Origin of the sequence: Polynucleobacter sp. MWH-UH35A (assembly GCF_018687075.1) — a bacterium.
Taxonomy (GTDB): domain Bacteria; phylum Pseudomonadota; class Gammaproteobacteria; order Burkholderiales; family Burkholderiaceae; genus Polynucleobacter.
Genome location: NZ_CP061285.1, coordinates 803,952 through 819,908, shown reverse-complemented (window position 1 = coordinate 819,908; position 15,957 = coordinate 803,952). Strand labels below are relative to the sequence as shown.

The 15,957-nt window shown below is 47.0% G+C and carries 14 protein-coding genes and 2 tRNA genes; 1 reads left to right on the top strand and 15 read right to left on the bottom strand.

Annotated elements, in window-relative coordinates; translation table 11 throughout:
* Positions 1–9: 9 nt before the first annotated feature.
* Positions 10–1,221, bottom strand: a complete 1,212-nt coding sequence (gene odhB, locus ICV36_RS04340) for a 2-oxoglutarate dehydrogenase complex dihydrolipoyllysine-residue succinyltransferase (RefSeq protein ID WP_215401364.1) — start codon at positions 1,219–1,221, stop codon at positions 10–12.
* Positions 1,222–1,269: 48 nt separating this feature from the next.
* The gene (locus ICV36_RS04335; RefSeq protein ID WP_215401363.1) at positions 1,270–4,125 is read right to left on the bottom strand and encodes a 2-oxoglutarate dehydrogenase E1 component; all 2,856 of its coding nucleotides are present in this window, start codon (positions 4,123–4,125) and stop codon (positions 1,270–1,272) included.
* 299 nt (positions 4,126–4,424) lie between these two features.
* Between ICV36_RS04335 and ICV36_RS04330 the strand changes: the two genes are divergently transcribed.
* Positions 4,425–5,123 (top strand): helix-turn-helix domain-containing protein, encoded by a 699-nt coding sequence (locus tag ICV36_RS04330; RefSeq protein ID WP_215401362.1) that lies wholly within the window; start codon positions 4,425–4,427, stop codon positions 5,121–5,123.
* Between the two features lie 85 nt (positions 5,124–5,208).
* Here the strand turns inward: ICV36_RS04330 and ICV36_RS04325 are convergent, their stop codons facing one another.
* The 13 genes from ICV36_RS04325 to ICV36_RS04265 form a co-directional block, all read right to left on the bottom strand.
* Entirely contained in the window at positions 5,209–5,493 is a 285-nt protein-coding gene (locus ICV36_RS04325; RefSeq protein ID WP_215401361.1) for an H-NS family nucleoid-associated regulatory protein, read from the bottom strand.
* A 182-nt stretch (positions 5,494–5,675) separates the two neighbouring features.
* Positions 5,676–6,089: a PaaI family thioesterase gene (locus ICV36_RS04320; protein ID WP_215401360.1), complete on the bottom strand. Its 414-nt coding sequence runs from the start codon at positions 6,087–6,089 to the stop codon at positions 5,676–5,678.
* Between the two features lie 34 nt (positions 6,090–6,123).
* Positions 6,124–6,200, bottom strand: a tRNA-Pro gene (locus ICV36_RS04315).
* A gap of 25 nt (positions 6,201–6,225) precedes the next feature.
* Positions 6,226–6,576 carry a MerR family transcriptional regulator gene (locus ICV36_RS04310; protein ID WP_215349475.1) on the bottom strand — a complete coding sequence of 117 codons (351 nt, stop codon included), beginning with the start codon at positions 6,574–6,576 and terminating at the stop codon, positions 6,226–6,228.
* Positions 6,554–6,877 (bottom strand): integration host factor subunit alpha, encoded by a 324-nt coding sequence (locus tag ICV36_RS04305; RefSeq protein WP_215401359.1) that lies wholly within the window; start codon positions 6,875–6,877, stop codon positions 6,554–6,556. The genes ICV36_RS04310 and ICV36_RS04305 overlap by 23 nt, the downstream gene beginning before the upstream one ends.
* A 53-nt stretch (positions 6,878–6,930) precedes the next feature.
* Complete coding sequence (gene pheT, locus ICV36_RS04300) at positions 6,931–9,387, bottom strand: phenylalanine--tRNA ligase subunit beta (protein WP_215401358.1); 2,457 nt, start codon at positions 9,385–9,387, stop codon at positions 6,931–6,933.
* A 33-nt stretch (positions 9,388–9,420) separates the two neighbouring features.
* The gene (gene pheS, locus ICV36_RS04295) at positions 9,421–10,467 is read right to left on the bottom strand and encodes a phenylalanine--tRNA ligase subunit alpha (RefSeq protein WP_215401357.1); all 1,047 of its coding nucleotides are present in this window, start codon (positions 10,465–10,467) and stop codon (positions 9,421–9,423) included.
* A 25-nt stretch (positions 10,468–10,492) separates the two neighbouring features.
* On the bottom strand, positions 10,493–10,858 hold the full coding sequence (gene rplT / locus ICV36_RS04290; protein WP_011902675.1) for a 50S ribosomal protein L20: 366 nt from the start codon (positions 10,856–10,858) through the stop codon (positions 10,493–10,495).
* Positions 10,859–10,883: 25 nt separating this feature from the next.
* Positions 10,884–11,081 carry a 50S ribosomal protein L35 gene (gene rpmI, locus ICV36_RS04285; RefSeq protein ID WP_215401356.1) on the bottom strand — a complete coding sequence of 66 codons (198 nt, stop codon included), beginning with the start codon at positions 11,079–11,081 and terminating at the stop codon, positions 10,884–10,886.
* 140 nt (positions 11,082–11,221) lie between these two features.
* The gene (gene infC, locus ICV36_RS04280) at positions 11,222–11,746 is read right to left on the bottom strand and encodes a translation initiation factor IF-3 (RefSeq protein WP_215401556.1); all 525 of its coding nucleotides are present in this window, start codon (positions 11,744–11,746) and stop codon (positions 11,222–11,224) included.
* Positions 11,747–11,788: 42 nt separating this feature from the next.
* Positions 11,789–13,711, bottom strand: a complete 1,923-nt coding sequence (gene thrS / locus ICV36_RS04275) for a threonine--tRNA ligase (RefSeq protein WP_215401355.1) — start codon at positions 13,709–13,711, stop codon at positions 11,789–11,791.
* Positions 13,712–13,812: 101 nt separating this feature from the next.
* Positions 13,813–13,889: transfer RNA gene (locus tag ICV36_RS04270), tRNA-Val, on the bottom strand.
* A gap of 18 nt (positions 13,890–13,907) precedes the next feature.
* Positions 13,908–15,941, bottom strand: a complete 2,034-nt coding sequence (locus ICV36_RS04265) for a bifunctional (p)ppGpp synthetase/guanosine-3',5'-bis(diphosphate) 3'-pyrophosphohydrolase (protein ID WP_215401354.1) — start codon at positions 15,939–15,941, stop codon at positions 13,908–13,910.
* Positions 15,942–15,957: the final 16 nt, after the last annotated feature.

Below are 15,957 nucleotides of genomic sequence, written 5' to 3'. Positions count from 1 at the left end.
CTTTCCTTCTTACAAATCAAGGAGAAGACGTGAAGGATCTTCCAGCGCATCCTTCATAGCAACTAAACCAAGCACAGCCTCACGGCCGTCAATGATGCGGTGATCGTATGACAAAGCGAGGTAGTTAATTGGGCGAACTACTACTTGACCATTTTCAACAACAGCACGGTCCTTGGTAGCGTGGATACCCAAAATAGCGGATTGTGGTGGGTTGATGATCGGAGTAGAAAGCATAGAACCGAATACGCCACCGTTAGAGATGGAGAACGTACCGCCGGTTAACTCTTCAATCGACAATTTACCTTCGCGAGCTTTAGTGCCGAATTCAGCAATCTTCTTCTCGATGTCAGCCAAGTTCATTTGGTCAACGTCACGCAGAATTGGAACGACCAAGCCACGTGGTGAGCTAACAGCAATACCGATATCGAAGTAACCGTGATAAACAATGTCGTTGCCATCAACAGATGCATTCAAAAGCGGGAATTTCTTCAATGCATGTGTTGCTGCTTTAACGAAGAAAGACATGAAGCCCAACTTCACGCCATGAGTCTTCTCAAATTGATCCTTGTATTTGTTACGTAAAGCAATGACTGGACCCATGTTGACTTCGTTGAAGGTAGTCAAGATAGCGTTGTTTGCTTGAGACTCGAGCAAACGCTCAGCGATACGCGCACGCAAGCGGCTCATTGGAACGCGCTCTTCAGGACGATCGCCAGTTGGAATTGGTGCGCTTGGCAATGCAGCTGACTTAGCGCCACCCGCAGAAGCATTCAATGCATCACCTTTAGTGATGCGACCATCACGACCAGAGCCAGCGACTTGGCCAGCATCAACACCTTTCTCAGCAAGAATCTTGGATGCGGAAGGTGAAGCAGAGGCACCAGCCTTAGCGGCAGGAGCGGCAGCTTTTGCTGGGGCTGCTGCAGGAGCAGCAGCTGGTGCTGGAGCTGCGGCTGCTGCTGGAGCAGCGGCTGCAACAGCAGTGCTATCGATCTTGGCGATCAATTGCTCAGCCACTACAGTGCCTCCATCAGCAACTACGATTTCTGTCAAAACACCAGCTGAAGGAGCCGGCACTTCGAGAACAACCTTATCGGTTTCGATTTCAATCAAGATCTCGTCTTGACCTACAGCATCGCCAACCTTCTTTTTCCACTGCAACAATGTTGCTTCAGCAACTGATTCTGAGAGTTGGGGAACTTTAACTTCGAAAATAGCCATGATTAATCCTGTTTATATGTATGTGTGTATGTAGAGTTATGAAGACGATTATTTCGTAATCACGTAACCTTTGAGTTTGGCAAACGCCGCATTCAGTAACGACTTCTGCTGTTCTTGGTGGAGATGGGCATAACCACAAGCTGGTGATGCTGATGCGGGACGGCCTGCATAGCCCAACTTCATGCCATCAGACATGTTTTCCAAGATGTTGTGCTGCACGAAGAACCAAGCGCCTTGGTTTTGTGGCTCATCCTGACACCATACAACCTCTTCCAGCTTTGGATACTTCTTCAGCTCAGCAGTCAGCGCCTTGTGCGGGAATGGATATAACTGTTCCAAACGAATAATGGCAACATCACCAATCTTCTTCTCGGCACGTTGTTTAACCAGGTCGTAATAAACCTTGCCAGAGCACATTACCAAACGAGTAACTTGTTTGGCGTCAATAGACTCATCACGCTCACCAATAACAGTTTGGAAACCGCCTTTGGTGAATTCAGATAAAGGTGAGGCAGCTTCTTTGTTACGAAGCAATGATTTTGGTGTCATCAAGATCAGCGGTTTGCGGAACTGACGAATCATCTGACGGCGCAATACGTGGAAGATTTGCGATGCAGTGGTCGGCTGAATAACTTGCATATTGGTATCAGCACATAACTGCATAAAGCGCTCAAGACGTGCTGAGGAATGCTCAGGACCTTGACCTTCGTAACCATGCGGCAACATCATCACTAAACCATTGGCACGACCCCACTTCACTTCGCCAGAAGCGATGAACTGGTCAATAACCACTTGAGCACCGTTTGCAAAGTCACCGAACTGAGCCTCCCAAATAGTTAAGGTATTTGGTTCTGCAGCAGCGTAGCCATACTCAAAACCAAGCACTGCCTCCTCAGAAAGAATGGAATCAATCACCACAAACGGAGCTTGATCTTTGGTTACGTGTTGGAGTGCGATATAAGTACCGGTATCCCACTTCTCACGGTTTTGCTCGTGCAGAACTGCATGACGGTGGGTAAAGGTGCCGCGCCCGCTGTCTTCACCAGACAAACGCACTGGGTAACCGCTAGCAACCAGAGATGCGAAAGCCATGTGCTCGCCCATACCCCAGTCAATATTGACTTCGCCACGACCCATAGCGGCACGGTCGTTGTAAACCTTAGCAACCAATGGATGTGCTTTGAAACCCTCGGGAATAGTGGAGATCTTCTCAGCCAAACGCTTCCACTCAGTTAATGGAATCGCTGTATCAGCTTCGTCAGTCCACTTCTTGTTCAAAAATGGAGACCAATCGACTGCAAACTTACCTTTGAAGTTACTCAAGACTGGGTCAGAAGTCTGTTTACCCTCATCCATCGCTGCGCGATACTCTTTAACCATGAGGTCGCCAGTACCAGCAGGCAATACACCTTGAGTTTCTAACTTATCAGCGTAAAGCTTGCGTGTGCCAGGATGTGCAGCAATGATTTTGTACATCAATGGCTGAGTCATGGCGGGCGTATCTTGCTCGTTGTGACCTAATTTGCGGAAGCAAATGATGTCAACTGCAACGTCCTTGTGAAACTTCATGCGGAACTCAACGGCCAACTTGGTTGCCAACACCACTGCTTCTGGATCATCGCCATTAACGTGCAGTACAGGCGCATCCACAATCTTCATCACGTCAGTGCAATACAAACTGGAGCGCAAGTCGCGTGGATCAGAAGTTGTGAAACCAATTTGATTGTTAATCACAATGTGCATTGTGCCGCCCGTGGAATAACCACGAACTTCTGACATCGCCAATGTTTCTTGCATGACGCCCTGACCTGCAATCGCAGCATCACCGTGCACCAACACCGGCATCACTTGCTCGCCCAACATGTCGCCACGACGCTCCATACGAGCGCGTGCAGAACCTTCAACAACTGGGTTGACGATCTCTAAATGAGATGGGTTAAATGCCAATGACAAGTGAACTGGACCACCAGGAGTAGAAATATCGCTTGAGAAGCCTTGGTGATATTTCACGTCACCTGCAGGTAATGTCTCTGGGCCCTTATGCTCAAACTCAGCAAACAAGTCCTTAGGCATTTTGCCCAAAGTATTTACCAATACGTTGAGACGACCGCGGTGGGCCATACCAATCACAATCTCTTGAACGCCCTTATTGCCCGCATCACGGATTAATTCATCCATACAGGCAATAAAGCTCTCGCCACCCTCAAGGGAGAAGCGCTTTTGACCAACATACTTTGCTTGGAGATAACGTTCTAAACCCTCAGCCGCAGTAACTCGGTCCAGGATTTGGCGCTTTTCGTCCACATTAAATTGCGGTGTGGAGCGAATGGACTCCAACTTTTCTTGCCACCATTTTTTAATCTTCTGATCGGCGATAAACATGAACTCGACGCCAATCGTGCCGCAATAAGTCTCACGCAATGCCTGGAGCAAATCGCGTAAAGACATTTCGTTTCTGCCGAAGAATGTATTACTAGTATTGAAGACGATATCCATATCGCCATCAGTGAAGCCATAAAAAGCGGGATCTAACTCAGGAATGTCCTGGCGCTCTGTCCGCTTCAATGGATCCAAGTTTGCCCAGCGATTGCCGACGTTACGATATGCGGCAATTAACTGCTGAACAGCAACGCGTTTGCGGCCCATCTCTGAGTCGGCCGAATCAGAAATCGTTCTGATAGGACCTTGCTTAGCGCGCTCAGCAAATGAAGCAACAATCGGTCCGTGGGCAACGTCAGTTCGAGATGAACCATCAACCGCTGGAACCTGTTTCACGTTATCGAAATAATCTCGCCAATGATCAGCTACGGAAGCTGGATCGTGCAAGTAGGATTCGTAGAGTTCCTCTACGTAGGGGGCGTTTCCGCCGAAGAGATAGGAGTTATCTCTTTGATCCTGCATCATGATGCTCACCTTTCATCGGGTTTCCCGAATAAAAACTGTGGTTATAACCATCCGTTACACGGCTGTACCGTTTCACGAATTGATCTGTGCAAATACTGGTACTACGACAGTAATTTAACACGAATGACCATTGATACATAAAGGGCTTTCCCTGATTTTCAGGGATTTTGGGGTATCTCCCTATAAGCGGAGATTAATAAGAAGTTTCCTACTCTGCTTTAAAGGGTTACCGACAGATTCAAATGATTTTGATTTTTATTCTCTAAATCTTCAAACAATTTAATGAAATTAAGGGAAATATGAAATTGATTACCCCCGAAACAGAGTATCTCAGCACACGCCAAAGCGCCAAGATCTTACAAGTATCTCTAGGCACAGTTCAGAAAATGGTGGAATTAGGCGAACTCATCGCTTGGAAAACCCGGGGCGGCCATAGGCGAATATTAGCCAGCTCCCTAGAACAACAGTTACTACGAAGAAAAAGGGCGATGCGTCAAAAAACCACCCAAAACTGCGTTGCCATGGGAATATTTAGAAGATCGGAGAATGGGCAAGAATTATTAGAATCAATTGCCGACTGGCAACTTAAGGTGGATATGGAAATGGCCGTTGATAGTCTAGAAGGCCTTATGAAGGCGGTCTCGATTGCTCCCGATTTGATCTTTTTGGATGCTTTAATCCCGCCTGTTGAACAAGTTCATTTAATCCATTATTTGAGTAAAAACAAGGACACACAGCGCATACCTATTTTAGTGGATGAAGGTTTTATTAAGCTTCATCCTGGTGTCGTTGCGCTGGCAGATGAAAACTCAAGCGGCAAACACTCCCTAAATGAGAATATTAAGCAAGAGCTTGCAAACGGCTTAATTGACCTTAACCCCCTCATTATTGGCTACCCAGCGACCAATCCTGAGGCGGGAGATCGTTGGGCTCACGGCTCAAGACATGAACTCTTGGAGCCACTCTTCGTTGAGGCACTTGCCAGAAAGTGCGCCTAGGGACTCATTTAGGCTGGGAGAATGTACCAAGAAATAGGCCGCATAAAGCGGCCTATTTCAATTAAAACTTAATTAGAACAGTAACTTAGATCAAATAATTGCTGCGATCCCTACCCTCTATCCACTTTGGCGCCTTACCTCGGCCAGTCCATGTTTCACCAGTAGATGGATTGCGGTATTTAGGGGCTACCTTGCCGCCAGCACTCTTTCCGCCTGCTTTACGGCTAAATAGGTCTGATGCAGTTAAATCATATTGCTCAATAATCGCCTTTGCTTTGGCAATACCATCAGCCTTTTCAAGGGCGATTGCTTCTTTAATCTGTTTATCCAACTGTTCACGTTGGGCTAAAAGCTCTTTATAAGAAGGCATATTGTTTTCACTCTCCGAATAATAAGTAGTTATATGCAGCTTAAATAAGCCGCATTAGAGAGTGATTATATATAAATTAATGACCCTGACAATATATATTATTGGATTATTAACCTATATCTAATAGTGTTTTATTTATAAAGTTAAATAAAATACATAATCTTTATAAATACTATACTTAATTAAGGTGCGCTGGATTTTCGGAGCATAAACGTGCCACTAGATTTAGCAGTAACCTCCCCCGCCTCATTCAAGACCACTGCTTCACAATAATTAATTGTTTTACCTGGCTTCAAAATGGTACCTTCAACCACAATTTTGCCAACACTGGGCCGCAAGAAGCTCACGGACATATCAATGGTCATAGCACCTAAAGGAACGTCTGTTGTACTTCTGGCTGCTGCGCCCATCGCAAAGTCTAAGAGAGTCATGATGACGCCGCCATGAGCGATACCAAAGCTATTCTCATACTCAGGCTTCAAATCCAGGCTAATGCGAGACTTACCATCTTTTGCGTACTCAGGCACAACACCCAAATGCGCCAAAAAAGGAATCTTGAGACCAAAATATTCGATGGATTTTTCAGTACTTGTCATGGGAGATGTTTTTGATGAAAGATGAAGACATTAATGGTCGGGGCGAGAGGATTTGAACCTCCGACCACATGCACCCCATGCATGTACGCTACCAGGCTGCGCTACGCCCCGACGAAAGACAAAATTGTAGCAGTAACTATTTAGAAAGAATCTGCAGGACTGCCTGCAACTCTTCGCGCAGACGGAGATCGCCACGCGCTTCCTCGAGGCGATTACGAGCGCCGCTAATCGTAAAACCCTCTTCATATAGCAGTGAACGGATCTTGCGAATCAGCACTACCTCATGATGTTGATAGTAGCGGCGGTTACCACGGCGCTTCTGCGGGCTGAGCTGAGAAAACTCCTGCTCCCAATAACGCAGTACGTGCGAACGCACACCACAAAGGTCAGCCACTTCACCAATGGTGAAATAGCGTTTAGCTGGTATGGGGGGAAGTTGAGAGCTCAGCAGTACTGAGCTAGCATCAAACTCGGTTTTCTCGAGCATGTGACTCCACTACATCTTTAAGCTTTTGACTTGCGTGAAAAGTGACAACGCGTCTCGCAGCAATGGGAATCATTTGACCTGTCTTTGGATTTCGGCCAGGACGAGCCGATTTATTGCGCAACTGGAAATTACCAAAGCCTGAAATCTTCACTTCAACGCCTGTCTCAAGAGACTGGCCAATGCGGTCAAAGAAAGCATCGATCATATCTTTTGCTTCGCGCTTGTTTAGCCCAACCTGATCAAAGAGAGCTTCAGAGAGCTCATTCTTGGTAACGGTGTCGTTAGTAATCAATTCAGTCATTGCTTGTCTCTTTGGTAACTAATTAATTATGTGATTTATGCCTAATATTAAACCTAGCGCAAACGGGCTGCGCACTTTTTCTCAACTGCACCCAACAAAGCAGCCATTACTGCATCAATTTGGGGATCCTGCAATGTTTCATTAGGGTTTAACAGGGTGACACGGAAGGCCAAACTTTTCTCATCGTCAGCCATACTGCTGGATCCCGCCTTCGGCTTGAACACATCAAAGAGCTCAATATTGCGCACGAAGTTTTGCTTGCTAGCAGCCATTGCATCTAATAGCGATTGAGAAGAAACGCTTTGATTTACTACCAACGCTAAATCACGCTGCACCGCTGGAAATTTACTCAATTCCTCAGGGACTGGTAAACCCAGCTCACGAATCGGATCCAAATCTAATTCAAATAACACTGGCGCTTGTGGCAATTCATAAGCTTGTTGCAGACCAGGATGGAGCTCTCCAATAAAACCAACTTCTGTGCGATTCTTGCCTGCAATCAAGAATATCTTCGCACTACGGCCTGGGTGTAGTGCTGGATGCTGAGCGGATTCTGTCACGAAATGTAGCGGATCTAAAACACGCTCAAGGTCACCTTTAACATCAAAGAAATCTACAGCACGCGTTGTATTAGCCCATTGCTCAGGAACAAATGATCCATAAGCCAACCCACCAATTTTTTGCGGCTGATGAAAGCCAGCCACTTTGCCAGCCTCTTCTTGTGTATTGGAGTCTCGTTTAAATACGCGACCAGCCTCAAACAGGCGTACGCGCCCTGCACCACGGTTTAAATTCGCCTTGAGGTTAGCCAACAAACCACCCCACAGTGTGCTGCGCATGACACCATACTGATTGGCAATCGGGTTAAGCACCTTAATCAGGCCCTGCTCTTGAGCACCCGCAAGACGTTGTTCGCTTTCAAGATCAGTAAAGCCAAAGTTCACGGCCTCTTGATAGCCTTGCAGTGCTAAACGTTGACGCAATAAATGAATACCACGTTTTGCTTCCGCTTTAGCACTCATCTTTAAGGATGCTACTGGTGGTTGATCTGGAATATTTTCGAAGCCGTACATGCGTGCGACCTCTTCGATTAAATCTTCTTCAATCTCAATATCAAAGCGATAGCTTGGCGGCGTAATAATAAATACGTCACCCTCTTGTTTGAATTCAAAACCGAGGCGTTTAAAGACATCCCCAACAATCTCCGTTGTTAGCGGAATGCCGATCACTTTTTCCGCCCTAGCCAAGCGCATTTTGACTGGCTTGCGCTCTGGAACATTCAATACTTGATCATCTACTGGGCCTGCTTGACCACCGCAAACCTCAATAATTAATGCGCTGAGATACTCTAAGCAATTCACCGTATTTTGTGGATCTACGCCACGCTCAAAGCGATGTGCTGCATCGGTACTAAAGTTAAAGCGACGAGCACGGCCCTGGATAGCTGAAGGCAGCCAATAAGCAGCCTCAACATAGATATTCTGAGTGTCATCTGATACGGCACAATGATTACCACCCATGATGCCGGCAAGAGCTACTGGACCAGATTGATCCGCTACTACGCCGGCGTCTTGCAATTTGCCGGCTGAATCTGGACCATGCAAAGTTACTGTTTGACCATTTAATAATTCAAGCGTTTCGCCCGCTTTAGCCCAACGTACAGTGATATCACCATTTAACTTATCTATATCAAATACATGGGTTGGCTGACCCATTTCTAACATGACATAGTTGGATAGATCAACCAAAGCGGAAATACTTCTTTGACCTGCACGTGATAAACGCTTCACAATCCAATCAGGTGTTTTTGCTTGCGGGTTAACTCCACGGATCACACGACCAGCAAAGCGTCCACAGAGTTCTTTACTTTCTACAGTAACCTTGCGTTTGTCTTCTATCGATACTGCAGGTGGCGTCCACTTTGGTGCGCAGAGCGCAGCGCCAGTGATCGCTGAAACCTCTCTTGCCATGCCTATCAACGAGAGGCAGTCCGCTTTATTAGGAGTTAACTTAATAACAAAGATTTGATCATCTAAGTCAAGATATTCGCGAATATCTTTTCCAACCGGCGCATCTGCAGGCAGCTCTAAGATGCCTTCATGGTCATCACCCAAACCAAGCTCGCGACCTGAACACAGCATGCCTTGGCTTTCTACGCCACGCAGCTTGCCAACCTTGATCATGAAAGGCTTGCCGCCCGCTTCCGCTGGAGGCAATTCGGCACCCACCATGGCGCAAGGAATCCTAATGCCAGCACGCGCATTTGGAGCACCGCAAACGATTTGCAATTCTTGACCGGTTCCTGCGTCTACTTTGCAGACACGCAAACGATCTGCATCAGGATGCTGCTCGGCAGATAGAATCTGCGCAACCACAATCTTGGTAAATGTGGGCGCAACTGAATGTTGTTCTTCAACCTCTAAACCAGCCATCGTCATTGCATGACCTAATGCATCACTATCCAGCGATGGGTTCACATACTGACGGAGCCAAGATTCAGAAAATTGCATAGCGATCTAATATTTGGAAGTAATAAATAATTGTTATGCAGGGAACTGCGCCAAGAAACGCAAATCATTTTCGAAGAAGAGGCGTAAATCATCTACACCGTAACGCAACATGGTTAAGCGCTCTAGACCAGATCCAAAGGCGAAACCGGTGTAGCGCTCTGGGTCGATACCCATATTGCGTAATACATTTGGATGAACCTGCCCCGCCCCAGATATCTCCAGCCAACGGCCGGCAAGTTTGCCGCTGCCAAAGGCCATATCAATCTCAGCCGATGGCTCAGTGAATGGGAAATAGGATGGACGGAAGCGCACTTGCAACTCATTTGTCTCAAAGAAGGTTCTTAAGAAGTCTGTATAGACACCTTTAAGGTCAGCAAAGGAAACATTCTCAGCAATCCATAAACCTTCAACCTGATGGAACATGGGTGAATGGGTCGCATCGCTATCCACACGATAGGTTCTACCTGGTGCAATCACTTTGATTGGCGGCATTACGTCTGCATTAGCATATTTCTTAACGTGCTCGCTTGCATAACGAACTTGAATAGGGCTCGTATGCGTACGCAATAACAAAGGCTTCTCATTGGAGTCTTTGCCATTAATATAAAACGTATCCTGCATAGAACGTGCAGGATGATTCTCGGGACTATTTAAGGCGGTGAAATTAAACCAATCGGTTTCAATTTCAGGGCCATCGGCTACATCAAAACCAATCGAACGGAAGATCTCTTCAACACGCTCCCAGGTACGCATCACGGGATGCAAACTACCTACAGCCTGACCACGGCCAGGCAAAGAAACGTCAATGGACTCCGCCGCAAGGCGCTGCATCAATACTGCATCAGCCAAAGCTTGGCGACGCTCTTGTAATGCAGCTTCTACTTGGGTCTTGATTTGATTAATTTGGGCGCCAGCACTCTTACGCTCCTCAGGCGACATTCCACCAAGCGCTTTTAAACGCTCAGTGAGAACACCTGACTTACCGAGATACTTGGCTTTCGCGTCCTCTAGAGCTGCCGCATCGGCAGCTCCGAGGAAATCACGTTTAGCATCCTCGACAATGTGGTCGAGAGAAACCATTGCAGCTTAGTTTAGAAAACTAAGATTAAGCTGCAGCGTTTACTACGGATTTGATCCGAGTAACCAAAGCAGCAAAAGCCGCTTTGTCAGCAATGGCCATATCAGAAAGCACTTTGCGGTCGAGTTCGATCGCAGCTTTCTTCATACCATTCATGAATACGCTATAGGTCATGTCATGTTGACGAACTGCCGCGTTGATACGGGCAATCCACAAAGCGCGGAATACACGTTTCTTGTTGCGACGGTCACGATAAGCATATTGACCAGCACGCATAACCGCTTGCTTAGCAATGCGGAATACGTTCTTACGACGGCCACGGTAACCTGTAGCAGCATCGGTGATTTTTTTATGACGGGCTCTTGCTGTAACCCCACGTTTGACTCTTGGCATTGAATTCTCCTAATCTAGTCTGAGGTTAAGCGTATGGAAGCATGGAGCGAATTGACTTGATGTCAGATTTCGCAACTTCTGTGGAACCACGGAGGTGACGCTTATTCTTTGTGGTTTTCTTAGTGAGGATATGGCGTTTAAAAGCCTGGCCTCGCTTAATCGTTCCGCCTGCGCGGACCGTGAAGCGCTTTTTAGCGCTACTCTTACTCTTCATCTTGGGCATAAAGCACCCCTTCAATTACTTGTGCAACATAGGTGGCAACCGACGGTTACTCTTCCTGTACCCAGAAGCACTTCAAAATACCAGCACCCTTAGCGATTAACTTCAGGCGCCTCCCTACATAAGAACCAGGTAGAACCTAGTTACTTAGCCTTACGAATGGGGGCCAACACCATCACCATCTGGCGGCCTTCCATTTTTGGAAACTGTTCAACTTGGCCATACTCAACGAGATCTGCCTTTAAACGCTCCAACATTCTTGCTCCAATTTCTTGGTGTGCCATTTCACGACCCCGAAAACGCAGCGTAATCTTTGTCTTATCGCCATCTTCTAAAAAGCGGATTAGATTGCGTAGCTTCACACCGTAGTCACCATCATCAGTACCAGGGCGGAATTTCACTTCCTTCACCTGAATGACTTTTTGCTTCAGCTTTGCTTCATGCTGGCGCTTGGCTTCTTGGTATTTGAATTTGCCAAAGTCCATGATGCGGACTACAGGTGGAACAGCTGTCGGAGCAATTTCAACCAAATCGGTTTCTTTCTCTTCTGCTGCAGCCAAGGCTTCACTCAACTTAACTACACCAATGGGTTCACCATCAATTCCAATCAAACGCACTTCAGGAGCAGTAATTTCCCGATTAATGCGTTGCAATTTTTCAGTAGCGATCTTCTTAATTCCTTTAAAAAAACAATAAAGACTGTTCTAACCCTAGCTAGGCTCGGGTCCGACTTTCTGGGAAATATCCTGCTGGAGTCGGGCAACGAAGGCATCAAGAGGCATTACACCTAAATCCACTCCGCCACGGGCACGAACGGCCACCGTATTACTTTCAGATTCTTTATCCCCTACAACTAGCAAAAACGGGATCTTCTGTAATGCGTGCTCGCGTATTTTATACGTAATTTTCTCGTTCCGCAAATCCGATTCGACTCTAAACCCTTGTTTTTTCAGCAATTGCTGCACTTGTTGTGCATATGCAGCAGAATTTCCTGAGATATTGAGCACTACAGCCTGGGTCGGAGCAAGCCAAACAGGCATATTTCCAGCGTGATTTTCGATCAAAATGCCAATAAAACGCTCTAAAGAGCCCACAATTGCCCTGTGGAGCATCACTGGCGTCTTACGGCTATTGTCCTCAGCCACATATTCAGCACCCAAACGGGCTGGCATGGAGAAATCGACCTGTATCGTGCCGCACTGCCAAGTACGTCCAATGGAGTCCTTGAGGTGATATTCGATCTTCGGACCGTAAAAAGCACCCTCGCCAGGCAATTCTTCCCATTCCTGACCAGAAGCCTTTAATGCACCACGAAGAGCCTCTTCCGCCTTATCCCAAATAGCGTCATCACCTACACGCTTGGCTGGACGTAAAGCGAGCTTCACAGCCACCTCGGTAAAACCAAAATCTTGATACACCGCACGCACTGCTTTATCGAAAGCCGCCACTTCAGATTGAATTTGGTCTTCGGTACAGAAAATATGACCATCATCTTGCGTAAAACCGCGCACGCGCATTAAACCATGCAAGGCACCAGATGGTTCATTGCGATGACATTGACCAAACTCACCAAAACGCAATGGCAATTCGCGATAGCTATGCAAACCAGAGTTGTAAATTTGTACGTGACCGGGACAGTTCATCGGCTTTAATGCATACGCACGATTCTCCGACTCTGTCGTAAACATATTCTCTTTGTAATTTTCCCAGTGGCCCGATTTTTCCCATAGACCACGATCCAAAATTTGTGGGGCTTTCACTTCTTGATAGCCTTCTTGCTGATACACGCGACGCATGTACTGCTCAACTTCTTGCCAAATCGACCAACCTTTTGGATGCCAGAAAATTAATCCGGGAGCTTCTTCTTGGAAGTGAAATAAATCGAGTTGCTTACCGAGACGGCGATGATCACGCTTCTCAGACTCTTCAAGCATATGTAGGTAAGCATCTTGATCTTCCTTGCGTAGCCAGGCAGTGCCGTAGATACGCTGCAACACCTCATTCTTGCTATCACCACGCCAGTAAGCGCCAGCAAGCTTCATCAACTTAAATACCTTCAGCTTTCCAGTGGATGGCACGTGAGGTCCGCGGCATAAATCCGTGAACTTACCTTCGGCATACAGCGAGACGTCTTCACCTTGTGGAATGCTGGCAATTAATTCTGCTTTGTAGTTCTCGCCTTGATCTTTAAAGAACTTAACCGCCTCATCACGCGGCATCACGCTTCGAATTACTGGCTCATCTTTTTTAGCAAGCTCAGTCATTTTCTTCTCTAAGGCAACCAAGTCATCAGGCGTAAATGGACGTTGATAAGAGAAGTCATAGTAAAAACCATTCTCTACAACTGGACCAATAGTGACTTGCGCTTCAGGAAATAATTCTTTTACGGCATAGGCAAGTAAATGCGCAGTAGAGTGACGCACAATTTCTAGCGCCTCTGGACTCTTATCAGTAATGATGGCAAGTTGACTGTCTTTATCGATTACAAAACTGGTATCGACCATCTTGCCGTCCACAATGCCGCCTAAAGCAGCTTTTGCAAGACCACTACCAATGCTCTGCGCAACATCAGCAACGCGAACTGGGGCCTCAAACTCACGTTTTGACCCATCGGGTAGAGTAACTACAAGCATGACGACCCCATCTTATTTACCGAACTTCATTCCAGACATCTTTCCCAAAAAGAAAGCGCGGTAGCTTTGGGGCATCCGCGCCTCTATTGGGTCTTATTCGTTGGTAGGCTCGATTGGACTCGAACCAACGACCCCCACCATGTCAAGGTGGTGCTCTAACCAGCTGAGCTACGAGCCTATACAGCCCTAGAGTTTATCACCGGCGGCGTACTTGGGTGACCCCTTTGACCTCTTCTAGACTGTTTTGAACCAAGCGCAAGACCTCAGAATCCCTTACTTCAATTGTCAGAAGTATCTGCGCCAGACCCTTTTTGACCGATTTACGCAGGTCGATAACATGCACACCTTGTCTTGTGAGAATCTCAAAAAGCTCCCGCATGAGCCCAGGACGGTCCAAACCACTCACCACCAAGTCAGCCGGGAATACGCGTTTTTGCTCCTGGCTGGCGATCGGATCTGCTGCCGAGGCGGTCCATGCCGTTTGAATGACCCGCTCTGGCGCTCTTTCCAATAGGCCTCTAAAGGTTTTACAAGAACGTCGATGGATCGAGACACCCCTGCCTTGAGTGACAAATCCAGCAATTGAATCTGGCGGTACTGGCCGGCAACAACGTGCTAATTGCGTTAGTAGTGAGTCAACTCCCACCACCAAGACATCACCACCCCGCCCTGATTTATGACTACCGCTACGCAAGACAATTTCAGGCGGAGAGGAGACAGTCTTTAGTTCTGTGATAGCGTCCGTCTTGCTCTCTAACGCTTTTCCAGACTGAGCAGTCTCTTCATCGTCGAGCGCATTAAACCAAGCGCGCACCCTTTGCCGCGCTCTTTGCGAACGCAAATAATGTTTATCTGGACTAATCCAGTCTCTAGAGGGGCCGCCATGTTTAACAGCAATGATCTCGATTGTTTGACCATTATGTAATGCGGTCTCAAGTGGTACCATAGCGCCATCGACTCGCGCACCCCTACAGCGATGGCCAAGACTGGTATGAACAGCATATGCAAAGTCAATTGGCGTTGAACCCTTCTCCAAAGAAATGACCTTTCCTAATGGAGTGAGAACATAAATGTGATCATCAATCTCATGATGTTTTAGTTGCTCCCAGGCATCTTCTTTCCAGGAGATGAGCTGTCTGGCCCAGGCAATTTGTCGCTCATAGGCCACCTCAGCGCTGTGCGTACCCTGTTGATGATGGATGCTGGGCTTATTGGATTTTGTTGGATTGGGTGGCGTTGCCATGCCGACATAAGCGCCCTCTTTGTAGCGCCAGTGTGCCGCTAAACCATACTCAGCCTGTTGATGCATTTCTTGAGTGCGCACTTGAATTTCAAATGCAGTGCCATCAGCATTCATTACCACCGTATGTAAGGATTGGTAACCGTTTGGTTTAGGCCTTGCAATGTAATCGTCAAACTCACGAGGAACTGGCTGCCACACGTTATGCACGATACCCAAGACGGCATAACAAGACTTCACATCATCGACCAGGACTCGGAACGCTCTAACGTCATACAGATTGGCAAAGTCTAAAGACTTCCCCTCCATCTTTTTCCAGATGCTATAGATATGCTTTGGTCTTCCAAGCACTTCGCCTTTAATCTGCGCAGCTTTTAATTCTTGTTGCAACTGTAGAACGATTTGATCGATGAAGGATTGACGTTCAATGCGCTTGGCATCAAGCATCTTGGCAATGTCCCGATAGGTTTGTGGAGATAAGACACGAAATGCTAAGTCCTCCATCTCCCATTTCATTTGCCAAATACCTAAACGGTTCGCCAAGGAGGCATCGATATTCAGGATTTCTTGCGCCCAGGCCGCAGGCATCTCAATTTTCTCTTGAGTTACCCAACGCAGGGTCTGCAAACGAGATGCAAGATAAATAAGCACTACTCGAAGATCATCACCAAAAGCCAAAAGCATTTTGCGCAACATCTCTTCTTGACCAGTGACACTTAAACCACCATCGCCACGCACTAACTTTGCCTGGGCTTGGCGTAAACCGCGGTAACCAATCAGCAACTTCGCAGGCTCTTCACCAATCAGCTTAGTAAGCGCCTCTTTGCCATGGGTGCGCGCAATATTGCTTGCTGCAATGAGGGTTGCCTCATCTAGATTGAGAGTTTGCAGAATCTGCGATACAGCAAGTGCATGTGATTCAGCTGGCTCGCCATACCAAGCATCCTGAAATACGGCTAGCTTTTCGGTGTTGATGGGAGCATTTGCCATCGGCAAAAATGAATTA